Below are 23,161 nucleotides of genomic sequence, written 5' to 3'. Positions count from 1 at the left end.
CAAAACCTATATAGATATGCCGCGGATTCTATTTGTGTTAATGTCGCCGCGCGCGCATACTCCAGGTGCATGGCGGGCATTGTCCGCCGGAAGCAGTTGGAAACCGGACAGAGGACCTGACGACATGAAGTGGAGTTGGACTATCGCGCGGCTGGCGGGGATCGACGTGAAGATTCACGCCACGTTCCTGCTGATCGTGGTGCTCGGCGCCATGCAGTGGAGCCATTGGGGCCTGCCCGGCATGGCGTTTGGCGCCTTGCTCATGCTGGCGCTGTTTGCCTGTGTCACGCTGCACGAGTTCGGCCATGGCCTGGTCGCGCAGCGCTTCGGCATCCCGGTGCGCGAGATCGTGCTGCTGCCGATCGGCGGCGTGGCGGCGCTCGCGCGCAACCCCTCCAAGCCACGGCACGAGCTGCTGATCGCCGCGGCCGGACCGGCGGCGAACGTCGTGCTGGCGGCGGTCCTGACGCTGGCACTGGGTCTGCACGTCGCCTGGCGGGAGCTGTCCCCCGAACACCTGCTGAAGGCATTCGGGGCCGGCCCGTCGCTGGCGACCGCGCTGATCTGGCTGCTGAACGCCAACATCTTCCTGGTGCTGTTCAACCTGATCCCGGCCTTTCCGATGGACGGCGGGCGGATTCTGCGCGGTCTGCTCGGACTGGTGACCGACTGGGGCCGCGCCACCCGGATCGCCGCGGTCACGGGCCAGGTCATTGCGATCGGCATGTTCCTGCTGGCGATCTTCGGCGGGCAGGTCATGCTCGGGATCATCGCGGCGTTCATCTTCCTGGCCGCCGGCTCAACCTATGCTGAGGAGCAGGCCCGCTCCGTGCTCTCGACCTGGCGCGTGGGCGACGCGTACAACAAGCACGCGCTCACGCTGACGGAGCATGACAACCTCGGCCGCGTCGTGGACTACCTGCTGACGAGCTACCAGCCGGACTTCGCGGTGCTGCGCGGACGTGAGCTGGTAGGTGTCGTGCTCCGCGAGAAAGTGCTCGAAGCGTTGCGCACCCTCCCGGTGCACGCGACGGTCGACCGGCTGATGTTGCGGGATGTGCCGCGTGTGCCAGCCAGCATGCCGCTGCACGCGGTAATGGAGCAGATGCGCGAGGCGCAGAGTCGGGTGGCGGCCGTGTATCACGGCTCACACTTCGCGGGACTCGTCAGCGCGGATGACCTGGCGGAGGCTCAGCTCGTGCTGACCTTCGTGCGGCAAGGCGCGCGTGACGAGGTGGGCGAGATCGCGTCCGACGGGCAACTGCTACAACGGCTCAACGCCGGTCCTGCCGCTGCGGCACGACCATGACCGCCGCGCCACGCCCGCCGCGGTAACCTCCGCGGCCACGCTCTTCGTTGCCCGTACCGGCTTCGGTCTGTGCGCGGGCCGCCCACAGGAACCCAGCGACGAGCAGGGCGCACGCCAGCAGGAACCCGATCCCGAACAGCCACAACTTGGCGTCGGTGATCGGTGGACTGCCCGGGGTCAGCCGACCCAGCCAGCGGGCCACGAGCGCACAGACCCAGGCCCAGTGCAGGGCCACGTGCACCAGGGCCAGCACCAGCAGCGCGATGGCCAGCCAGAAGTGAACGTCGCCCCAGTCGTGGCGCGTCAGGCCCCAGAGTTGCAGGCCCTGGCCGCCACGACTGCCCGGCGGGAGTATCCACTTCAGCAGAAAACCGGTCGCGACCATCGCCAGCATCACGAGCAGTGCGGCGGCGTCGATCACGAAGTTCAGTACCTGACGTCGCATGATGGTGCCGAGCCTCCTGCGCATGCACGATCGACCGAGCGCGCTCGGAGATCACTGTGCCCGCCTAGGGCAGAACGCCGCCGACGGCGGCCTATTACAGCGGCGGCCTGTAAATAGCCCGCACCGGCTGCCGCACTCAGTCCGGGTCGCGACCGGCCACGCGCCGCACGAAGCTCTCCGGCACCAACACCGCCACGGCACTCCCCGGACACCACGAGCAGGGTCATGGCTTACGTACCCGACCCTGGGACCGGGAAACCGTGATCACCCTGGACAACGAAGTGCGCCTGGTCACCGGGCGAGGCGTGCGCAATCTCAATCTCCTTGCAGTAACGATCCCGCCGCGCACGGTGGCAAGCTCCAGCTTGGGCAGTCTGCAGGATGATCCGAACTCATTTCTCGATCGACGTCTCCCAGCCGTCGTACTCTCCGCCGTGCTCCTCGGCGAGCTGCAACAGCCAGGCTGTGACTGGCTTGATCCGCTCGGGCTGCACGGATTCCTCGCGCACAACGTGCAGCCCGAACGGCGTGCTCGGCGAGTCCGAATCCGGCTGACTCAGCACGCTGAAGCCCGACTTGCACAGACGCTCGGCGAGCTTCGCGCGCGCGGCTGTGTTTGGGAGATAGAACCAGTGATCTACTGGCCGCAGCTTGGAGAGGCTGTCACCGTGCTCCTGAAGTGTACGCAGGACCGCGTCGTCCTGGAACGCCTGCAGTTCAACGCGGCCCGGATAAAGCTGCTTGAAGTACACGCTCCAGCCTTCGTCGTTTACGACACGTGTTTCGACGGATCGGCCTTTGAAACCGCCTGCGACTTCACGCACAATGGCCTCACATTGCTCCGGTCGGCACGTGTAGATGTGCAGGAAGTATGCGTCGTGCGTCGTGACTCGGCCCACGTAGCGTTCGTCCGAGGTCAAGGCGGCATTGAGACTATCGTCGAGTGCGTTCACTTCATCGCTGTCTTCGCGGGAAGGAAGACCTGTGTCGCCCCATTCTCGAACGGCGACACGCACGCGAACCAGATAGGGCAAGCGGCTGATGTCTGCCTCCTCCACGCCGAGATCCACGACGATCGTGGCGGGCTGGTTGCCAACGTGCGACAGATACGGCATCCAGTTGGATGACATGTTGCTTGGCTCCTCTCACCATCTCGAGCGCCGCGATGGCGCGCCCGGGCGCGTGATTGTGCGTGCCGCCACTTGTACAACGAGTCGCGTCGAATCTCAACCGACCTGCTCCCTTCCACCTTCCTCTCACTGCGGACAGTGCGTCGGCGTGACCACTTCCAATGCCCGAACTCGACTTCGGCGCTCAAAAATCGGTAGAGACCACCCACGCATCCAGTTAGCATGTGGACATGACCACGACCACGTTGCCCACGCGCCGTGAAATGCAGCGCGCGTACCTGCACAGCGACGCCTCCTACGACGGCGTCTTCTTCCTCGCGGTACGCACCACCGGCATCTTCTGCCGGCCATCGTGCCCCGCGCGGAAACCCTTACCCGCCAACGTCGAATACTACGCGACACCGGCCGACGCCCTCCGCGCCGGCTACCGCGCCTGCCGCCGCTGCCGGCCGCTCGACACCGACGGACGCCCGCCCGCGTGGGTCCGCGGCCTGCTCACCCATATAGAGCAATCACCTGAGTCACCGCTGCGCGACACCGACCTGCGGACGCGTGCGATCAACCCGGCCCGCGCCCGCCGCTACTTCCAGGAGCACTACGGCATGACCTTCCAAGCCTACCAGCGCGCCGCCCGGCTCGGCGTCGCGCTGCACCAGATTCGCGACGGCGTTGATCTCACCGGCGTCGCGTTCGACCATGGCTACGAGTCCAACAGCGGCTTCCGCGACGCCTTCGAGCGTGTCTTTGGCAAAACCCCGGGCCGCAGCCGCGCTGCGAACTGCATCGTGACCGACCTCGCCGAAAGCCCGCTCGGCCCCCTGCTCATCTGCGCCACGCCCGCCGCGCTCTGCCTGCTCGAATTCACCGATCGCCGCGCGTTTCAGACCCAGCTCAAAGCCCTCCGCGAACGCTTCGGCTGCGCGGTGGTGCCCGGGCGCAACGCGCTCGTCGAGCAACTGCGCAGCGAACTGGCCGAGTACTTTGCCGGCCGGCGCCGCGCGTTCTCAGTGCCGCTCGATTATCCCGGCACGCCGTTCCAGCGCGCCGTCTGGTCACAACTCCTGAAGATCCCCTACGGCGAGACGATCTCCTACGAGGAGCTCGCCCGCCGCGTCGGTCGGCCCGGTGCCCAGCGCGCCGTCGGTCTCGCCAACGGCCGCAATCGCATCGGCATCGTCATCCCCTGCCACCGGGTGGTGAACAAGAGCGGCCAGCTCGGCGGCTACGGCGGCGGCCTGTGGCGCAAGCGATTCCTGCTCGATCTCGAGCGCCGCGTCATGACTGCTGCCCGCCCGCCGACCACGCCCGTTTTGACGGCCCGCTGACCGCCACGCGCAGCGCCGCACCTCACTGCGGCCGCTGCCCTTGTTGCAGCTCCACCGACTTCAACGCCGCCTGCGCTTCGAGGTAATTAGGCTGCAGGCGCAGGGCTGTGCGCAAAGCCGCTCCCGCCGCCTCAAGCTGGTTCTGTCGCAGCAGCGCGACGCCCCGCCGGTAGTGCGCCTGCGCCATGTTGGGATCACTGCGCACCGCGGCCGTGTAACTGGCCAGCGCCGCCGCCGCGTCGCCGCGGTTCTCCTGGATGATGCCCAAATTCAGATGGGCCGGCGCGAGCTGCGGCTGGATGCGCAGCGCCGCCCGAAAGTGCTCCGCGGCCGCATCGTTATCGTTGAGCGTCATCAGCACCCAGCCGAGATTGACGTGCGCCTGCGCGTCCGCCGGCGCGGCCACCAGCGCCCGCCGATAGGCCTCCTGGGCTTCGGCGTAGCGGCCCTGGTCCTTGTAGAGATTACCGAGGTTGTAATGCGCCGTCGGGTACTGCGGATCGATCCGCAGGGCCTCCTCGTAGTGCTGGCGTGCCTCGTCAAGCTGCCCTGTCAGGCGCGCGAGCGCACCCAGGTTCGCGTGCGCCTGCGCAAAGTGCGGGTTGAGTTCCAGCGCCCGCGTGTACGCCGCCCGTGCCTCGTCCAGCCGGCCGCTGCGCTGCAGCACGGAGCCGAGGTTGTTGTGGGCCATCCATGCGTCCGGGTTCTTGCGCAACGTGTCGCGCCACAGCCCCTGCAAGTCGGTGTACACCCAGCTCTGCACCCACGTCAGCCCGCCCAGCAGCGCCAGCAAGACCGCCAGCACGCCGCCGGCAAGCGTGCGGCCGCGCACGCCATAGCGCGCCGCCAGCGTCGCGCCCGCTCCAGCCCACACCGCCAGCAGCGCTGCGCTGGCCAGGTACTGCCAATGATCGGCGACGAACGAATACCGCATGAAGTAGACGTCGAAGAAACCCAACGCCGGGAAGAGCGTCCCCGCGAAGCACAGCGCCCCCACCAGCGGCCCGCGCCCGAAACGTCCCCGCAGCAGCCACAGCGCGACCAGCACCGCCACCGCGGCAATCGGAAACACGTACTGCACCCACGCACCGGCGTCGATCGCCCAGCGCGGATAGATGAAGATCAGCGGGTGCGGCCAGAGCAGCTTCCCGGCGTAAAACCATAACGCCCGGCCCGCGATCAGGCAGCGCTCCACGAAGCTGAACGTCCACTCCGCGCCGGCCGCCCCGGTGTAGTACTTCTCGACCCAGCGCGTCAGCAGCCCCGCCGCGATCCCGAGCACGAAGAACGGTGCCAGCGCCAGCCAATCGCGCCACCGCAGACGGCCGCGACGCCACCACAGCACCAGGACAAGCACTGCCGGTAGCGTGCACGTCACCGTCTTGCTCAGTAGCGCACCGATGAACAAGACCAGCGCCAGCGCGTACAGCCACCTGCCGCGCCCACGCGCCACGCGACCTTCGCCCGGCAGCGCGTAATGCAGGTACGCCAGCGCCGCGCCAAGATACAGCACGCCGGACAGCACGTTCTTCCGCTCCGTGATCCACGTGACGGACTCGACATGCACCGGGTGCAGCGCGAACAGCGCCGCCGCCGCCCACGCCCCGGGCACCCGGACGTACCGCAGCACGCGCCACAGCAGGACCGCGACGCCGGCGTGCAGCAGGATATTGACAACGTGATACCCGCGCGGCGCGGCCCCCCACAGCCGGAACTCCAGCCAATAGCTGGAATACACCAGCGGGTAGTACTGCGGCGACGCGGTCAGGTCGAACCAGATCTTCCCCAGCCCGCTCACCGAGCGCAGCACCGGGTTGTCACGGACATAGGTGTCATCGTCCCAGATGTAGCCGCATCGTGTAGCCGGCAGGTAGAAGATGACGACGAGGAGCACGAGCGCGAAACCCGCACCGAGCGCCAGCAGCGACACCCGGGCCGGCCATGGGACACCTTGTGCCGCGGGTCGCGACTCGCCGGCTTTCGCCTGCTTGCGGTCCTTGCGTTTCATGCGCGCCTAGCGTACACGTCCGGAGCCGCGCACGGCAGTCTGAACACTCCTATGTCGCCCAGCCTGGCTTGCGCTTCTCGTGGAACGCCGTCATGCCTTCCTTCGCGTCCGAGCAGCAGAAGCACTTGCCGAATTCCTGGATCTCGTCGCGCTGCAGCAGTGCCCGCTTCACGCGCGTGATCGCGGCCGGCGAACCCGGCGCGAGCAGCTTGAACCAGCGCGCCAGCGCCGCGTCCAGCTCCTCGGCCGACGGCACCACCTCGTCCACGAGCCCGATCCGCAGCGCTTCGTCCGCGGAGATGGCTTCGCCGGAGAACAGCAGCCGCCGGGCCCAGCCCAGCCCGACGTAACGCGTGATGCGCTGCGTGCCGCCCCAGCCCGGGATCAGGCCCAGGCGCGTCTCCGGCTGGCCAATCTTGCCTTCCTTCACCATCACGCGGAAGTCGCAGGCCATCGCCAGCTCGCAGCCGCCACCCATCGCGTGCCCGTTGAGCGCCGCGATCGTGATCTGCGGCAACGCCTCGATCGCGTTGAATACGTTGTGGCCGTTCTTCGCGAATGCCCGCCCCTGGTCCTCGGTGAAGGTCAGCATCTCGCTGATGTCCGCGCCGGCCAGGAACACGCGCCCGTCGCCGCGGAACACCACGAAGCGCACGTGCGGATCGGCCGATACCTTCTCCACCACCGTCCCCAGCGTGCCGATCACGCGCGACGAGAAGATGTTCACGCCCGCCGCCGGCACGAACCGAATCGTCGCGACCGCGCCCTCTTTGGTAAGCTGGACTTCGGTCTGTGATTTCTCATTGGCCATAGTCGAAGAATCCTTTTCCTGACTTGCGCCCCAGCACGCCCGCCCGCACCATTGTGCGCAGCAGGGGCGTCGGCCGGTAGCGGTCCTCGCCCAGGTCCCGGTGCAGCACCTCCATGATGTTCAGGCACACGTCCAGCCCGATCAGGTCCGCCGTCGCCAGCGGCCCCATCGTGTGGGCGCAGCCCAGCTTCATCACCTCGTCGATCGTCGCCGCATCCGCCACCCCGTCCGCGAAACACGCGATCGCCTCGTTGATCAGCGGCATCAGCACGCGGTTGCTGACAAAGCCCGGATGGTCCTTGACCCGCAACGGCGTCTTGCCGAGCTCCTTGGCCAGCGCGCTGATTGCGGCCACCACCGGCTCCGCGGTGCGCAGCCCGACGACGACCTCCACGAGCTTCATCATGGGCACCGGGTTGAAAAAGTGCATGCCGATGAACTGCTCCGGCCGCCCGCTGACCGCGCCGAGCTGGCTGATCGAGATGCTGCTCGTGTTGCTGGCGAAGATCACCTCCGGGGCCACGCTCTTGGCCAGCTCGGTGTACAGGTCGCGCTTGACCCCGACGTCCTCGAACACGGCCTCGACGATCAGATCGACGCCGGCCATGTCCGACAAGGCGGCCGGCCTCAGCCCGGCGCGGGCCGCCTGTGCGACGTCGGCCGCGAGCTTCTGCTTCTCAACCAGCTTGTCAAGCGACTTCTTGATCGTGCCCAACGCGCGCTCCACCGCGCCTGGGATGCTATCGTGCATGAGCACCGTCCGCCCGGCCTGGGCAAACGTCTGGGCGATGCCCGCGCCCATCGTGCCGGTCCCGATGACGCCCACGGTCTTGATATTCGTCCGAATGTTCATCACGCGCCTCCGCTGAACTGATCACCATAGAGGCACAGAGCTCACGGAAGCACACAGCGGGATGTGTGAAGGAGCGTCCAAACGTGCCGCCCGGGAACGACGCTCGGCAGTCCGGCCCGACTTCTGACCTAACACTTCTGACTTCCTTAGTGTCCTCTGTGTCTCTGTGGTGTTCTTTCGTTACACGGTCTCGACGGCCATCGCCACCGCATTCCCGCCGCCCAGGCACACCGCGGTCACGCCCCGCTTGGCCCCCCGCTCCTTCATCACGTGCAGCAGCGTGACCAGCACGCGGGCCCCGCTCGCGCCGATCGGGTGTCCCAGGGCAATCGCCCCGCCGTTCACGTTCACCCGCTCGGTATCGATCTCCAGGGCCTTCAGCCCGGCCAGCGTCTGCGACGCGAACGCCTCGTTCAGCTCCCACATCTCGACGTCGCGCACGTTCCAGCCGGCCTTTTGGCAGACCATCTGCGCGGCCTTCGGCGGCGTGAAGAACAGCTCGCGCGGCGGGCCGCCCGCGGTCGCCGTCGCCACGACCCGGGCCAGCGGCTTGGCCCCGCACTTGCCCAGCCCCTTCTCGCTCGCGACGACGACCAGCGCCGCGCCGTCGGAAAGCTGCGACGCGTTGCCGGCCGTGACCGTACCGTCCTTCTTGAACGCCGGCTTCAGCCCCGCGAGCGACGCCAGCGTCGTGTCCGCGCGGAAGGTCTCGTCCGCCGCGAACGGCTCTTTCGTCTTCGGCACGGTGATCGGCACGATCTCCGCTTTGAACCTGCCTTCCTGCGTCGCTTGCGCCGCGCGCTGCTGACTGCGCACCGCCCACTCGTCCTGCTGCTGCCGCGTGATGCCCGCCTTGTCCGCCGTGTACTCGGCCAGCTCACCCATCAGCTCGTTGGTGTAGACGTTCGTCAGGCCGTCGTAGAGCATCTCGTCGACCAGCTCCGTGTGGCCGAACTTGCTCCCGGCCCGCAGCGTCCGCACCAAGTACGGCGCCTGGCTCATCGACTCGATCCCGCCGGCAAGGATCAGATCGGCATCGCCGGCGCGAATCACCTGGTCGGCGAACATCACGGCCTGCAGCCCGCTGCCGCACACCTTGTTGACCGTGCAGCATGAGATCGTGTCCGGCAGCCCCGCGCCCAGCGCGACCTGTCGTGCGGGGTTCTGCCCGCACCCCGCCTGCAGCACCTGCCCGACGAAGACCTCGTTGAACGCCGCGAGCTCCGCACGCGCCTCCGCCAATACGGCCTTGCCCACCTGTGCACCGATCTCCACGGCGCTGAGCTTGGAGAGCATGCCAAGGTATTTGCCAACGGGACTGCGTTTGCCGGCCATCAGGTATGCGTGCTTGTCTGCCATGAGTCACCCTCTCGTTACCCAGGCGGGTTCCTGAATCAGCTTGCGGGCAATCACCAGCCGCTGCACTTCGCTGGTGCCCTCGTAGAGCTCGGTGATGCGGGCGTCGCGCAACAAGCGCTCCGCCGGATAGTCCGCACAATAGCCATAGCCGCCGTAGACCTGGATCGCCATGCCGGTCACGCGGCTCGACATCTCGCTGGCGAACAGCTTGGCCATCGCGGCCTCGGCCGAGTACGGCTCCTTCGCCTGCTTCAGCGCCGCCGCCCGATACATGAGCAGCCGCGCCGCCGCAATCCCCGTCGCCATATCCGCCAACTTCCACTGGATGGCCTGGAACTTGCCGATCGGCTGGTTGAACTGCACGCGCGTGTTGGCGTACTGCACGCTGCAATCGAGCGCGGCCTGCGAAATGCCCACCGCTTGCGCCGCCACGCCGATGCGCCCGCCGTCAAGCGTCGCCAGGGCAATGTTGAACCCCTTGCCGCGCTCGCCCAGCAGCGCGTCCTTGGGTAAATGGCAGTCCTCGAAGATCAACTCGGCCGTGCTGCTCGCCTTGATCCCCAGCTTCTTCTCCAGCTTCCCCACCGTGCAGCCCGGCGTGCGCTTGTCCACGATGAACGCGGACATCCGATGCTTCGGGTTGTCCGCATCCGTCACCGCGAAGAGCACGACGACACTGGCCTCGCCGCCGTTCGTGACGAAGTTCTTGGTGCCGTTGATCACCCACCCGTCCGCCGTCTCGGTCGCCATGCAGCGGGCCGCACCGGCGTCACTGCCGCTGCCGGGCTCGGTAAGCGAGAAACAGCCGATCCACTCGCCGGTGGAGAGTTTCGGCAGGTACTTCTGCTTCTGCGCCTCGGTGCCGAAATTCAAAATGGGATCCACGCACAGCGAGTGGTGCGCCGACACCAGGATGCCCGTGGCGCCGCAAGCCCGCGACAACTCCTCGACCGCCATCGCGTACGAGACGCAGTCCAGGCCCGTACCGCCGTACTCCGCGGGCACGTACATCCCGAACAGTCCCATCCGGCCAAGCTGCTCGATGAGCCCCTCCTCGAACCGCCCCTCCTCGTCGCGTTTGGCGGCCTTGGGAGCGATCTCGTTGTCGCAGAAGTCGCGCAGTGCGTCGCGTAGCTGCCGCTGATCGTCGTCGAATCGGAAGTCCACGTCTGCAACCCTCGTGCTGGCCGCCCCGCGCAAGCGCCGGGCCGGCTTGGGCAATTACTTCTGCTCCAACAACTGCCGGGCAATCACGATGCGCTGGATCTCGCTGCTGCCCTCGCCGATCTCGCACAGCTTCGCGTCGCGCATGTAGCGCTCCACCGGCATGTCCTTCGTGTAGCCGTACCCGCCGTGGATCTGGATCGCCTTCAAACCGGCCCGCGTCGCCATCTCGCTTGCGAACAGCTTGGCGATCGACGCTTTCTGGCGCGCGTCCTCGCCGCGGTCCAGCGTTTGCGCCGCGTCCCACACCAGCAGCCGGGCCGCCTCCAGCTCCGTCGCCATGTCCGCCAACATGAACTGGATCGCCTGCTGCGCCGCGATCGGCTTGCCAAAGGCGATCCGCGCGTTGGCGTAGGCGATCGACTCTTCGAGCGACCCGCGCGCCAGGCCCAGCGACAACGCCCCGATGCCCACGCGGCCGCGCTCCAGCACGCGCAGGGCGTCGATGTAGCCCATGTTTATCTCGCCGACGAGGTCCTCGGGGCCGCAATACACGCCGTCCAGGTCGAGCGGCACCGTGTCGCTCGCGCGAATCCCCAGCTTGTCCTCCTTGGGACCGACGGTGAACCCCGGCCGACCACGCTCGACGATGAATGCCGAGATACCCTTTGCACCCTTGCTCGGGTCCGTGCGGGCCATGATGACGAAGACCTGTGCCCGCGCGCCGTTCGTGATGAACATCTTGTGCCCGGTCAGCCGCCAGCCCTCGCCGTCCCGCTCGGCGCGCGTTTCCAGCGCGGCGGCGTCCGAACCGCTGCACGGCTCGGTCAGTCCCCACGCCCCGATCCACTCGCCCGTGACGAGCTTGGGCAAGTATTTCTGCATCTGTCCCGGACTCGCCGCCATGTTCAGATGCGACAGGCACAGGCCATTGTGCGCCGCCAGCAGCAGCGCCACGCCGCCATCCTGCCGCGCGATCTCCTCCATCACCACCGCGTTCGCCAGGTAGGGTAGGCCCGCACCGCCGTATTCCTCCGGCGTCAGGATGCCGAGCAGGCCCAGCTCACCTAGCTCGAAGATCAATTCGTCCGGCAGCGTCTGGTCGCGATCCCAAGCGCGTGAGTTCGGCCGCAACCGTTCGGCGGCGAACTTGCGTACCACCTCGCGGAGGGCGGAAATCTCCTCGGATAGCTTAAAATCCATAGCGACGACCCGTGCAGTTGTGTTTGGCGATTCGGACTTGGGCACGCAGAGCACGTGCCGGGACTGCCCGCATTCTAGCGGACCAGCGGGTCCAGTGAAAGCGCGGCCGCGCGCGATCTTTGCAGGCCGGGGGCACGAACTACGCCGGCCCCGCCGGCACCACCTCGATCCGCTGCCGGCACTTCGGACAGGCAACGTCCGGTGCCCCGAAGGTCGGGCTAAGCTGGACCGTTTGGCCGCAGGTGCACTGGAACGACTCCCAGCCGCCCGTGCGGCGCCGATAGCGCAGCGGCCGGGCCGGTTGCCGGGGCTCGGGCGGCGCCGCGGCGGGCCTCGGCACGGCGTGTTGCGTTCCACAACGCGGGCATTTCAAGGTGTCGCGCGGGAAGCCCGGCGGCAGCTTCAAACGTACGCCACAGGCACAGGGAATGACAACGAAACTGGCCACACGGTCCAGCAATTCGCCGACCTCGCGGGCTCGCACGACTGCGGCCTCGTGCCCGGCGGGTTCCGCACTAGCGGCGCGCACCGCGACGTCGGCATCTTCCGCCAGCGTCCGCGCGTCGATGCACCGCGCGCGGCCGCCGTGCACCTTCTGAAACGCCGCCTGGTACGCCGCGAAGCTCGCTCCCCCCATCCGCCGCAGCACCTGGATGCGCTCCTCCGTGGACGGATGCGTCGCGAACAGGCTGACCAGAGCCCGGCCCTGCAGGGGATTGACGATGCACAGGGGCGCGACGACCCGGCTGATCTCGGTCTGCGGAGCAGCCTGGCCGGCGATCTTCTCCAGCGCCGCGGCGAGCCCCTCGGGATACCGCGTGAAGCGGGCCGCCGAGGCATCCGCCAGAAACTCCCGCCGGCGTGAGCACGCGAAATACAGTACCTGTGCCGCCAGCGGCGCCAGAATCGCCAGCACCAGCGCGACCGCGAGAAAGATGAGCTGCGCCTGGCCGCCGCCGCTGCCGCGCGACGACGACCGCCGCCCGCCGCCGTAGAGAATCCCCCGCAAGAAGCCGTGCGAGATAAGCACGATCGCCCCGACCATTACCGACGCCAGCGTCATGAAGCGCACGTCCTGGTTGCGGATGTGGCCCAGCTCGTGCGCAATCACCCCCTGCAGTTCGTCCCGGTTCAGCCGCTTCAGCAACCCGGCCGTGACCGCCACCGCCGCCTTCTGGGGCCGGTACCCCACGGCGAACGCATTGAGCGCGGCGTCGTCGATGATGAAGACGCGCGGCATGCGCCCCAGGCCCGACGCGATTGTCATTTCCTCCACGACGTTCCAGAGCTGCGGTGCATCCTCTTTCTGGATTTCGCGCGCCTTGGCTGTGCTGAGCAGGATGCTGTCGCCGGCCCCCGCCGCTGTGGCCCACAACACCAGCCACACCAGCACGGCCGCACTGATGCCGAAGTACCCGCCGACCTGTGGCTCGATAGCCAGACCGATCGTGCCGCCCAGCGCGATGAGCAGGACACCCATCAGGGTGACCAGCACCCACGAACGCCGTGCGTTGCTGGCAATCGCCTCCCACATGGCGCGCGACTAGAACTTCACCTGCGGCACCGCCCGCTCCGCCGGCTGCTCCAGCTCGAAGAACGGCGACTCGGTGAAGTTAAACATGCCCGCGACCACGTTGGGCGGGAACGACTGGATGCGCGTGTTGTAGGTCATCACCGAGTCGTTGTAGTGCTGCCGCGCGAAGCCGATCCGGTTCTCCGTGGAACTCAGCTCCTCCTGCAGCGCCAGGAAATTCTGGTTCGCCTTCAGGTCCGGATAGCTTTCGACCAGCATCATCAGGCGGCCCAGCGCCTGCGACAGCTCCCCTTCCGCGACCACCTGGTTCGATATCCCCTGCGCCCCGACCGCGCGCGACCGCGCGGCCACCACCGCTTCGAGCGTGCCCTTTTCGTGACCGGCGTAACCCTTCACCGTCTCCACGAGATTGGGAATCAGGTCGTGCCGCCGCTTGAGCTGCACGTCAATTTGCGACCACGCATTCTTGACCTCGTTGCGCAGCCGCACGAGCCCGTTGTAGATGCCGATCAGCCAGAACAGCACCACCAGCAGCACACCCAGCGCGATCAACAGCCCGATCGTCGTCGTTCCCATGATCAACTCGCCTCCGTTGGTCCAGCCAACCGGTCATGAAACAACTCGCCAAGAAATTCCGCCACGCCCAGGTCATCCTGACCGGCGTGCGTCCTGACAATCGCCGCCAATTCACCCGCGTCCAGCCAGATACCATGCCCGCCGGGACAATGATCGATCTCCACCGCCGGCGACCCCGGGAAAACGACGCAGCGCATTTTTCGCCGGCAGCGCGGGCAACGACGCCCGCCTGCGCGCCCCGCGCCGGCTTCTCGGATCGCGTCCGGGAGCGCTCCCACTCTCCCGCCCGCCAACTCGACCAGCAGCTCCAACTCGCCGGCGTCGAGCCAGGTGCCGTGGCACTCGAGACAGTAGTCCACTTCCACGCCCCGCAATTCCAGGACGATCAGCGGTTGGCGACATTGCGGACACATCAGAAAAACTCCGCCATCCGACATACGACGCCAGCAGGATACTCCGGTATACGCATAACGTCTTCTGGCGAGCGCGATTTTGCCGTTATATGCTCCGGCGTTATTTCTACACCCTCGGGAGTCTCGGATGCGGTATGTACCCGGGCAGCGCGCGGAGATCAGCCGCAAGGTGCTCCACGTGCTCGCCGCCGCCCTGCCCGTGTTCTACATGTTCGTCCAGCGCCCGTTCATGCTCCGCCTGCTGGTCGGCTGCGTGACGTTCGCGATTCTCGTCGAGGCCGCGCGCTACCTGAGCCCCCCGTTTCGAAAGTTCTTCCGCCAATATGTGGGGTTCATGGTGCGGGCAAGCGAGTGGCATCGCGTGACCGGCGCCACCTACGTGCTCGTCGGGGCGCTTCTCGCCGTCGCCCTGTTTCCGAAAACCGACGCCATCACCGCCCTGCTGATCCAGGCCATCTCCGACTCCGCCGCCTCGCTCATCGGCCTGCACTTCGGCCGGCGGCGCTTCCTGGGCAAGAGCTTCGCCGGCAGCGGCGCGTTCTTCGTGACGGCGTTGGCCATCGTGTGGCTGCGTACCCCGGGCATCGGGGCGTGGGGTCTGTTCGTCGCGCTGGTCGGCACGCTGGCCGAGGCTGTGCCATCGCTGCGAGTGGGGCGCCTCGAAATGAACGACAACCTGACGGTGCCGCTGTCGACCGGGGCGGCGCTGTGGCTGTTGCGGGCCGGCGGCGTGGCGTTTTAGGATTGGGCGCGTCTGGTCCGTGCGCGCGCCGCCCACCGGCGGGGGCATTTCTGGCTGGGAGCGGTTTCCAACCTAACTTGCCCCGCTCGGACGTCGATAGAATAAGCCAGCGAATGCGGTTTGGTTTCAGGCGGCTTCCATCTGCGCTGACAGGGTTTGGGAGACGCATATGTCAGCCGGACAATTCATACTCGTCGTCGAGGACGACGCGGGCGTGGGGGACGTGCTGCAGAAGCATCTGGAGCGCGAGGGTTACTACTGCCAGGTCGTGATCAGTGGGGAGAAGGCGCTGGCCAGCATCCGCGAGCATGCGCCGAGCCTCATACTCCTCGACCGCGTACTGCCGGGCATGACCGGCGACGAGGTGGTCCGCCGCCTGAAGGCTGACCCCCGCACCCGGGCCATCCCGGTGATCATGCTGACCGGCAAAGCGGAGGAAAGTGACGAACTGGTCGGGCTGGCGCTGGGGGCCGATGATTACATCGCCAAGCCGTTCTCAACCAAGCTGCTCCTGGCCCGGATCGCGGCCCAGCTCCGCCGGCAGGAAGTGCTCGAGCAGCATGGCGAGGCGCCCGCGACGGCAACGATCATGCTGGATCGCCGCCAGCCGCAGGTCTACGTCGACAAGACGCCGGTGAAGCTGACGACGACGGAGTACAAGATCCTGGCAACTTTGATCGCGGCCCGCGGGCATGTGCTGGCTTGCGACCAGTTGCAGTCGGTCGTCTACGGCAAGCAGCCGCCACCCAGCGAGTGCAGCATCGCGGGCCACGTCGAGGGCCTGCGGCGGAAGATGGGCCCGGCGGCCGGCTACATCCAGGCGGTCGCGGACGAAGGCTACGCGTTCTGCGGGCCGATGGGCGAGCGTCCGCCGGCGTAGCTACAGAGACAAGGCGACCCCGGCCATCCAAGCGCGGCCACATCGTCTGCCATTGCCGCAACGGGTACCGTCCGGGCTTCCTAGAACTTCCAGCCGGACCGGTATTCCTTGCTTACAAACTGGTTCGCTTCCGGCACGTTCGTGAACTTCATGTTCGCGCCGTCCCATTCCAGTCGCCGGCCGACACGCAACGCGATGTTCCCCAGCAGAATGCTCTCGGTGAACGGACCCGCGTAGCCGAAGTTCGACTTCGTGAAGTCCTGCGGCTTCTCGCCCGCCACCGCCATGATCCACTCCTGGATCTGCCCCGGCGAGCGCTCGAGCAGCTGCGCCGGCTTGCCGATCTCCTTCATCTTCGCTTCCGGGATAATCCGCGGGCTGTCGCCGTAGTCGCCCTGCACCAGCATGGACGCCTTCGTGCCCAGGAACAGGTTGCCCGTCGGGCTCATCTTACGCCCGATTTCCAACTCCGGCGGGAACGGGGGCATGAGGCCGCCATCGTACCAGTACGAGACGAACGCCGCCCGGTCACCCTTGGCCGGGTACTCCCACTTGATCACCGCGCTCTTCGGAAAGGCGTCCGCCGTGATGGGCGTGGCCGCGATCGGCTCGACCGAGGTCGGGTAGCCGGGATCGAGGGCCCAGAAGACGCCGTCCATCGTGTGGCAGGCCATGTCGCCGAGGGCGCCGGCACCGAAATCCCACCAGCCGCGCCAGGCGAACCGGTGATACACGTCCTTCTTGAAGGGGCGCTCCGGGGCGGGGCCGAGCCAGATGTCCCAGTTCAGCGTCGAGGGAATCGGGTCCGAGCCCTCGGGCCGTTCCATCCCCTGCGGCCAGATGGGCCGGTCGGTCCAGGTGTGCACTTCGCGGATCTGGCCGAGCGCGCCGCTGCGGATCCACTCGTACACCAGCCGCCAGCCCTCCATCGCGTGCCCCTGGTTGCCCATCTGCGTGACGACCTTGTACTTCTTCGCCGCCTCGGTCAGTTGCCGGGCCTCCCACGGCGTGTGCGTCAGCGGCTTCTGCGTGTAGACGTGCTTGCCAAGCTGCATGGCAATGATCGTCGCCGGGTAGTGATGGTGGTCCGGCGTGCCGATCATCACCGCGTCGATGTTCTTCGCTTCCTTGTCGAACATCTCGCGGTAGTCCTGGTAGCGCCGAGCGTGCGGGTACATCTCGGCGGCAGTCGCGTGCTGCGCAGTATCGACGTCGCAGAAGCACTGGCAGCCGAAGCCCAGCTCGGCGGCATGCTCGAGATGCATCTTGCCGATCCCGCCGGTGCCGATGAACGCGACGTTGATCTGGTTGTAGGGCGTGGCGGACTTGGGCTGGTGCACCACGGGCTTGGGCTGGCCGGGCTCCGCGGGGGCCGGCGTCGGTTCCACCTGCGGGGTGGTTCCGGTCTGGGCACAGCCGAGTGGGCCGGCGGCGGCGAACGCGGCGCCGGCACTCAGCGCGCCCTTGATGAACGTGCGACGGGTGGTCTCATTACGTGCAGGGGTTGGGTTGCTCATGATGTCAATCTCACTGTGCGGGCGCCGCCCGCCGGGCCGGTGATGCACTCGCGCGAACCGCGCGCGATTGGACAATTGTCGCATACGGCGGGACGCTCTGCAACGGCCGCTGGCCGGCGGTGACGTATCCTGTCGTGTGTAATCTCTGTTCGGCGGAAAAGAAGAGCGTATCCTCCGGCTCAGGTTGAGATTGGAACGAGCAAGGAGGACACGCCCATGAGATTCGTGGAAGCCGACTTGGATCAGGTTCGCACTACCGTGCCCAACCTGTGGTCGTTGGTCAAGGAGCCCGAAGAATTCTGGGGCGACCTGGCCCGCCATGGCCGGCAACTGCTCAAAACCCTCCTGGAGGGCACGCTGGAGGCCTGGCGCGACCAGTGGGTCGAAGTCGCCTGGCATCAGCCCGCGCCCGACCGCCAGACGTCCCGCAATGGCTACTACCGCCGCAAACGCTGGGCCACCACGTTGGGACCGCTGGAAAACCTCCGCGTGCCCCGCTGCCGGGACCCGGGCCTGACCGCCCACATGTTCCAACGCCTGGCTGGGCACGACGCGGCGCTCAGCCAGTCGGCGCTCGACATGCTGCTGGCCGGCGTTAGCACCCGCCGTGTCGGTGAGCTGCTCGACCAGATCCTGGACCTGCCCGTCTCGGCCGGCCAGGTCAGCCGGATTGCCAAGCGTCTGGACGCCGACGTGCGGGCCTATCACCTGCGACCGCTGGCGGATCGTTATCGCTATCTGCTGTTGGACGGCATTCACCTGAAGGCCCGTGGCACGCCGCGCTTGTTTCAAACCGGCCTGCGGCGCAGCCGCAAACGTGTGCTGCGGGTGGCCCTGGGCGTGACGGTCGACGGGCATAAGGAGATCGTCGACTTCCGGGTCGCCAACGGCGAGACCACGCGGGCCTGGGAATCTTTTCTGCAGGGCCTGTACCGGCGGGGGTTGCAGGGCCAGTCGCTGAGTCTGATTACCACCGACGGCGGTGGCGGCGTGCAGGCGGCGGTGGAGCTGGTCTACCCGCACGTGGCGCGGCAACGCTGCTGGTTCCACAAGATGCAGAACGTGGCCAACCAAGTGCGGCGGGGTGATCAGGAGGAAGTCTTACAGGGCTTGCGGGCCGTGTACAGCGCCCCGAACCGGCGTGCGGCCTTGGCGGCCTACACGGCCTGGGGTCGCCGTTGGCAGGCCCGCTATCCCGCGGCGGTGCGCTGCGTGGAGCGCGACCTGCCGGAGCTGTTGGCGGTGTTCGACCTGCCGGCGGCGCATCGGCGGATGGTGCGGACGACGAACCCGATCGAGCGAACGTTCCGGGAGGTGCGGCGGCGGACGCGTTCGATCGGGACGTTCGTCAATGATGCGAGTATTGAGCGGATCATGTATGGGCTGGTGGCGTACTTCAATCGCAAGTACGCCGCCCGTATCTGCCCGGCCTTCCGCAAAAAGCGTCACGTGGCCTGAGGTACGCTCCTTGACCGCCAACCATTACACACAAGACTTGACGTTACCTGGCCGGCGGGGCAGAACTCCCGCGCAGGCCCTTGGCGAGCCCGGGCGACGCCTCTAGGATACGCGCGCTTTCGGGAAGGTGGATAACGGCGCAGGATCCGGAGGAGACCCGATGTTCAGTATCATCCCCCGCGATCGGACGTTTTTCGATCAGTTCGAGAAGGGCGCTGGGATCATCGTCCGGGCCGCCGAGGCGTACGCCGCCCTCGCGACCGACTGGGAGCACCGCACGGATCACGTGGCCCGCATTCGGCAGCTCGAGCACGACGGCGACGAAGTCGCGCACCGGACCTTCGACCGGCTCGACCAGACGTTCATCACGCCCTTCGACCGCGAGGACATCGAGACGCTGATCCTGCGGATGGACGACGTGATTGACGAGATCGACGCGGCGGCGAAGCGGCTAACGCTCTATCGCATCCCGGAGCCGACGCCGTGGCTGGCCAAGCAGACCGAAGTCCTGGTCAAAGCCACCCGCCTGGTGCAGCAGGCCGTCGGCCGGCTCCGCAACCTGAAGAAGCCCAACGGCCTGCACGAGGAGCTGGTCGAGATCCACTTCCTGGAAAACGTGGGCGACGACAATAACCACGCAGCCCTGGCGGACCTGTTCGAACGCGGTGGCGACCCCTTGCTGGTGCTGAAGTGGAAAGAGATCTACGACCTCACTGAACGGGCCATCGACCGCTGCGAGGACATCGCCAACGTGATCCACGGCATCCTGCTCAAGAACGCCTGACCCGCCGGCGCCCATGACCATCTACGTCATCTGCATCATCGCCGTCGCCCTGCTGTTCGACTTCAGCAACGGCCTGAACGACGCCGCCAACTCGATCGCCACGGTCGTCGCCACGCGCGTGCTTTCGCCGCGCGCCGCGGTGCTGTGGGCGGCGTTCTTCAACTTCGTCGCGGCGTTCGGATTCGAAACGCACGTGGCCGCGACCATCGGCAAGGGTCTGATCGATCCGCAGATCGTCTCGCCCCATCTCATCCTGGCCGCGCTGCTGTCCGCAATCCTCTGGACGGTGGTCTGCACCTGGCAAGGTCTGCCGATCAGCGTGTCGCACGCGCTGATTGGGGCGCTGGCCGGCGCCGCCCTCGTGGGGGGCGGCAGCACGGCGCTCGTCTGGCGACAGATCGGGATCATCGCCCTGTTCATCGTGTTTTCGCCGATCATCGGACTGGTGCTCGGGGCGCTGCTGATGACGGCGACGATGTGGATCTGCCGGCGGCGCACGCCCCGCGGGGTCGACCGCACCTTCCGCGTGCTCCAACTGCTTTCGGCAGCCGTCTACAGCCTGAGCCACGGGCTCAACGACGCGCAGAAAACGATGGGCATCATCTTTGCGCTGCTGATCAGCGTGCCGGCGCTGCAAAGCTGGGCGACCCACGACGGTACTCCCGACGGGAAGTTAGCGTGGTGGATTATCCTCAGTTGTCACGCGGCCATCGCCCTGGGCACCTACCTCGGCGGCTGGCGCGTCGTGCACACGCTGGGCAACCGGGTGACGCGGCTGACGCCGGTAGACGGGTTCTGCGCCGAGACCGGCGGCGGCGTGACGATCCTGGCGCTCTCGCACTTCGGCATCCCCGTCAGCACCACGCACACGATTACCGGCTCGATCTTCGGCGTCGGCGCGATCCGGCGGCTGTCCGCCGTGCGCTGGGGCGTGGGCTATGAGATCGCCATGGCGTGGGTGCTCACCCTGCCCGTGTCGGCGGCGATCGCCGCGGGCGTGTACTGGCTGATCATGCGGATCGTGCAACTGCTGCCCGCCGCGGCGGGCGCGGGGGCCTGACGCTACAGCGCCTCGGCCAGTTGCTTCAGCTCGGCCGACTTCGTGTAGAACTCCGCCAGTTCCATCTCGCGCAGGTAGACCATGCCGCAGCAGGCCCGCAGGCCGTGGTCGGCGTTGTAGACGAAGAAGTCCTCGCCCAGGAACGTCTTGACCTGCTCAAACTGGCGGGCCTGGATTCGGCGGGCCAGCTTGGAGAACGGGCCGTCGTACTCGTGGCTGGGGAACGACGCGGTGCGCTGCGTCGCGAAGCAGGTGTCGAAGCACACCTCCAGGTCGTTCATGTGCGTGAGCGAAGTCGGCACGTACAGGTTGGCTTCCGCCGGGTGGAACGTGAACCACACGTTGCGGTAGCCGAGCACGCGGACATCGTGCCGGCCGGTCGCTTCCTCGTAGAGCCGGGCGGCGTGCGAGACCGCCTGCAGGACCTTGTAGTGGGTGTCGGGCCCGCTGCCCTCGGGATCGAAGGCCACCGTGATGATGTCCGGGTTGATCTCCATGAGCAGATCGCGGATCGGCATCACGTCGCGGTCCACGGTGGGCACTTCCGTGAAGATGTCGCCCTTGTAGAACCCCAGCCGCAGGTGCCGCACGGCCTCGCCGGTGAACCCGTAGTAGGCCCACTTCAGGTCCGACTCCCACTCGCGCACCCGGCCCTTGAGCTGCTGCACGACCGTCATGTCCTTCTTGCCGGGGTACTGCGTCCGGAAGTAGTTGATCAGCTCGTGCAGACGCTGCTTGACGTTGTCGAGGTTGTCATCCTCGTAGACTTCGGTCAGGTTGCGCAGCAGACGCAGGGCCGCGGCCTCCTGCTTCATCTCCTCGTGGTAACGCGCCACCCCCTGGAAGTAGTGCGACGTGTCCCTCCGCCGCGCCAGGGCGCTGTCCGTCTCGAAGATCTCTGGCCGGAAACGCGTGCAGAACTCGGCGTCGTCCAGCCGCTCCAGCAGGTCCGTCACGGCGTGCAGCATGTAATCATTCGTGACCGCGTTGAAGCCCGACGTCAGGTACGCGAAACAGTGCTTCGTGCTGCGCCGCCGGACCGCGTTCGTGACGTACGGCAGGTATGCCAGGATGATGTCGTCGTGGTGCGGCGACGTGTGCAGCAGCGTCTTGTTCTCCACCGGTGCGTGGCCGCGGTGGATGTTCTCGAGGATGCGCCGCTCGGCCTGCTCCTTCAGCGTCTGGCAGTCGAGCTGCGTCTTGCGCAGCAGCTCGGCGCCAAAGCGGTCCTGCTGGAAGTCGACTTCGGTCAGGTGCCGGATCGGCTTGCCGGTGGACAGCGACAGATCCATGACGATGCGATGTTTCTGCTCGTCGCTCACCCCCTCGCGCCGCACCAGGTCGACGAGGATGCGGTTGCACAGCCGGCAGGCCGCCCCGGTCGTCAAGTAGAACCGCGCGTTGGGCAGCAGGCCCAGGACCGAGCCGGGGAACTCGTTCGAGATCTCGCTGTGGATGGTCTTCGCGACGATCTTCGCCTTGGCTTCCCCGGCCGCGATGATCAGCGCGACGCCGTTGCGGTTCAGCGTGATGGTGGCCAGGCCGATCGTGATCACGCTCTTGTGGCGAGCCACCTCCATGCCGCCGAGGTCGGTGGCGGCGGCGGCCTTGGTTTCGTAGTTCGGGTCGAGCAGGCGGGTCGTGGAGAACACGTCCGAGCCGCGGATGTTGAAGGCAATGTGGCCATCGGGACCGATTCCGCCGAGGAAGAAGCCGATCCCGCCCAGCTCGCGGATGCGACGCTCGTACTCCGTGCAGAACGCATCGACCGCGCGGAGCACAGCCTGCTGCCGGCGTTCGAGCAGCGTCGCGGGCCGGCGAATCCGCAGGGCCAGGTCCACGGTCAGATCCGGGAACACGTCGGTCAGCGTCATGCCCTTCGGCAGGCCGATGTGCAGCGGGTCGATCAGCAGCGCGCGCGCCCGGCTGAGCCCGAAGCCCTTGATGTAGTACTTGTGGACGTAGTAGTAGAAGCTGTTGTGCTGCTTTGTATCAATCGGGTAGAACTCGTCGATCTGCACGAAACGCAGGCCCGACAGGTCCGGCTTGCGGGTCGTGTCCAGCCCCAGGTCGGCCAGCGCCGCGGCCGTCTCCTTGCGGGTCCATGTGCGCAGGTAGTACTGCACGAACTTGATGAAATATTCCGGGGTCTTGCCGGTGGGCAGCGAGATGACGCCCTCCGGATTGTCCTGCACCCATTCGAGGAAGCGCACCGCCGTCAGCCGCCCCAGCGCCGGGAAATTCGGCACGACAATGGACGGGATCTTCTCCTCCGGACCGTAGATGAACTCGTAACCGCTGCGTTCGAGCGCGACCTGCTCGACACGGCTCGTCGGGCCTGCCGTGGGGGCGGTGCTGGGGGGCGGCGTCGGCTGCGTCGCCCGCGACCGGGTCGTAGTACTCACGCTGTGCGTCTCCTGGTGCCGTCGGTGCTGGCGCGCAGACACAGGCTCGGGTGTCTTGCCGACGGCTGGCTGTCTGGGATGCTCGTCGTGCGCCACTGTCGCGCCGCGGGTGGACATGCCACCGGCGCTTCAGAAGCATACACCGCCCGGCGCAGACGGTCTACGCCGCCCGCACCGCCGTGGCC

20 protein-coding genes are annotated in these 23,161 nt (G+C 67.0%); 7 read left to right on the top strand and 13 right to left on the bottom strand.

All coding sequences use genetic code 11. From position 1 onward, the window contains the following. Nucleotides 1-124 precede the first annotated feature (124 nt). The gene (locus tag KA383_06165; GenBank protein ID MBP7745700.1) at nucleotides 125-1,309 is read left to right on the top strand and encodes a site-2 protease family protein; all 1,185 of its coding nucleotides are present in this window, start codon (nucleotides 125-127) and stop codon (nucleotides 1,307-1,309) included. Here KA383_06165 and KA383_06160 read toward each other — a convergent pair. Next, nucleotides 1,275-1,754 carry a DUF4405 domain-containing protein gene (locus KA383_06160; protein ID MBP7745699.1) on the bottom strand — a complete coding sequence of 160 codons (480 nt, stop codon included), beginning with the start codon at nucleotides 1,752-1,754 and terminating at the stop codon, nucleotides 1,275-1,277. The two genes, KA383_06165 and KA383_06160, sit on opposite strands and share 35 nt — an antisense overlap. Before the next feature lie 392 nt (nucleotides 1,755-2,146). Continuing rightward, a complete protein-coding gene (locus KA383_06155; GenBank protein ID MBP7745698.1) occupies nucleotides 2,147-2,884 on the bottom strand; it encodes a DUF695 domain-containing protein in 738 nt (245 codons plus the stop codon). A 263-nt stretch (nucleotides 2,885-3,147) separates the two neighbouring features. Here KA383_06155 and KA383_06150 point away from each other — a divergent pair, with 263 nt between their 5' ends. Continuing rightward, on the top strand, nucleotides 3,148-4,209 hold the full coding sequence (locus tag KA383_06150) for a bifunctional transcriptional activator/DNA repair protein Ada (GenBank protein ID MBP7745697.1): 1,062 nt from the start codon (nucleotides 3,148-3,150) through the stop codon (nucleotides 4,207-4,209). Nucleotides 4,210-4,231: 22 nt separating this feature from the next. Here the strand turns inward: KA383_06150 and KA383_06145 are convergent, their stop codons facing one another. The 9 genes from KA383_06145 to KA383_06105 all read right to left on the bottom strand — a co-directional run bounded on the left by KA383_06145 (nucleotide 4,232) and on the right by KA383_06105 (nucleotide 14,130). Further along, nucleotides 4,232-6,217, bottom strand: coding sequence for a tetratricopeptide repeat protein (locus KA383_06145; GenBank protein ID MBP7745696.1), 1,986 nt, complete (start codon nucleotides 6,215-6,217; stop codon nucleotides 4,232-4,234). Nucleotides 6,218-6,266: 49 nt separating this feature from the next. Beyond that, complete coding sequence (locus KA383_06140; protein ID MBP7745695.1) at nucleotides 6,267-7,028, bottom strand: enoyl-CoA hydratase/isomerase family protein; 762 nt, start codon at nucleotides 7,026-7,028, stop codon at nucleotides 6,267-6,269. Continuing rightward, a complete protein-coding gene (locus tag KA383_06135) occupies nucleotides 7,018-7,881 on the bottom strand; it encodes a 3-hydroxybutyryl-CoA dehydrogenase (protein ID MBP7745694.1) in 864 nt (287 codons plus the stop codon). The genes KA383_06140 and KA383_06135 overlap by 11 nt, the downstream gene beginning before the upstream one ends. Before the next feature lie 180 nt (nucleotides 7,882-8,061). Then, complete coding sequence (locus tag KA383_06130; GenBank protein ID MBP7745693.1) at nucleotides 8,062-9,240, bottom strand: acetyl-CoA C-acyltransferase; 1,179 nt, start codon at nucleotides 9,238-9,240, stop codon at nucleotides 8,062-8,064. Nucleotides 9,241-9,243: 3 nt separating this feature from the next. Next, nucleotides 9,244-10,407, bottom strand: a complete 1,164-nt coding sequence (locus tag KA383_06125) for an acyl-CoA dehydrogenase (GenBank protein ID MBP7745692.1) — start codon at nucleotides 10,405-10,407, stop codon at nucleotides 9,244-9,246. 54 nt (nucleotides 10,408-10,461) lie between these two features. After that, complete coding sequence (locus KA383_06120) at nucleotides 10,462-11,607, bottom strand: acyl-CoA dehydrogenase family protein (GenBank protein MBP7745691.1); 1,146 nt, start codon at nucleotides 11,605-11,607, stop codon at nucleotides 10,462-10,464. 139 nt (nucleotides 11,608-11,746) lie between these two features. Then, nucleotides 11,747-13,141, bottom strand: a complete 1,395-nt coding sequence (locus tag KA383_06115; protein ID MBP7745690.1) for a M48 family metallopeptidase — start codon at nucleotides 13,139-13,141, stop codon at nucleotides 11,747-11,749. 9 nt (nucleotides 13,142-13,150) lie between these two features. Next, complete coding sequence (locus tag KA383_06110) at nucleotides 13,151-13,717, bottom strand: LemA family protein (protein ID MBP7745689.1); 567 nt, start codon at nucleotides 13,715-13,717, stop codon at nucleotides 13,151-13,153. Nucleotides 13,718-13,719: 2 nt separating this feature from the next. Next, complete coding sequence (locus tag KA383_06105) at nucleotides 13,720-14,130, bottom strand: zf-TFIIB domain-containing protein (GenBank protein ID MBP7745688.1); 411 nt, start codon at nucleotides 14,128-14,130, stop codon at nucleotides 13,720-13,722. A 127-nt stretch (nucleotides 14,131-14,257) separates the two neighbouring features. On the opposite strand from KA383_06105, the gene KA383_06100 reads away from it, so the two are divergent. Then, a complete protein-coding gene (locus tag KA383_06100) occupies nucleotides 14,258-14,872 on the top strand; it encodes a hypothetical protein (protein MBP7745687.1) in 615 nt (204 codons plus the stop codon). A gap of 169 nt (nucleotides 14,873-15,041) precedes the next feature. After that, nucleotides 15,042-15,752 (top strand): response regulator, encoded by a 711-nt coding sequence (locus KA383_06095; GenBank protein ID MBP7745686.1) that lies wholly within the window; start codon nucleotides 15,042-15,044, stop codon nucleotides 15,750-15,752. Between the two features lie 80 nt (nucleotides 15,753-15,832). On the opposite strand, the gene KA383_06090 is transcribed toward KA383_06095, so the two are convergent. After that, nucleotides 15,833-17,269 (bottom strand): Gfo/Idh/MocA family oxidoreductase, encoded by a 1,437-nt coding sequence (locus KA383_06090; GenBank protein MBP7745685.1) that lies wholly within the window; start codon nucleotides 17,267-17,269, stop codon nucleotides 15,833-15,835. 216 nt (nucleotides 17,270-17,485) lie between these two features. Here KA383_06090 and KA383_06085 point away from each other — a divergent pair, with 216 nt between their 5' ends. From KA383_06085 to KA383_06075, 3 genes are all read left to right on the top strand, one after another. Next, nucleotides 17,486-18,727: an IS256 family transposase gene (locus tag KA383_06085; GenBank protein MBP7745684.1), complete on the top strand. Its 1,242-nt coding sequence runs from the start codon at nucleotides 17,486-17,488 to the stop codon at nucleotides 18,725-18,727. 160 nt (nucleotides 18,728-18,887) lie between these two features. Then, a complete protein-coding gene (locus KA383_06080) occupies nucleotides 18,888-19,511 on the top strand; it encodes a DUF47 domain-containing protein (GenBank protein MBP7745683.1) in 624 nt (207 codons plus the stop codon). A gap of 13 nt (nucleotides 19,512-19,524) precedes the next feature. Continuing rightward, the gene (locus KA383_06075) at nucleotides 19,525-20,571 is read left to right on the top strand and encodes an inorganic phosphate transporter (protein MBP7745682.1); all 1,047 of its coding nucleotides are present in this window, start codon (nucleotides 19,525-19,527) and stop codon (nucleotides 20,569-20,571) included. A gap of 2 nt (nucleotides 20,572-20,573) precedes the next feature. Here KA383_06075 and KA383_06070 read toward each other — a convergent pair whose 3' ends face one another. Beyond that, entirely contained in the window at nucleotides 20,574-22,976 is a 2,403-nt protein-coding gene (locus KA383_06070; GenBank protein ID MBP7745681.1) for a glucosamine-6-phosphate deaminase, read from the bottom strand. Nucleotides 22,977-23,161: the final 185 nt, after the last annotated feature.

Source organism: Phycisphaerae bacterium (assembly GCA_017999985.1).
Taxonomy (GTDB): Bacteria; Planctomycetota; Phycisphaerae; order UBA1845; family Fen-1342; genus JAGNKU01.
The sequence above is the reverse complement of the archived record's forward strand: the minus strand, read 5'-3'. Positions and strand labels throughout refer to the sequence as shown.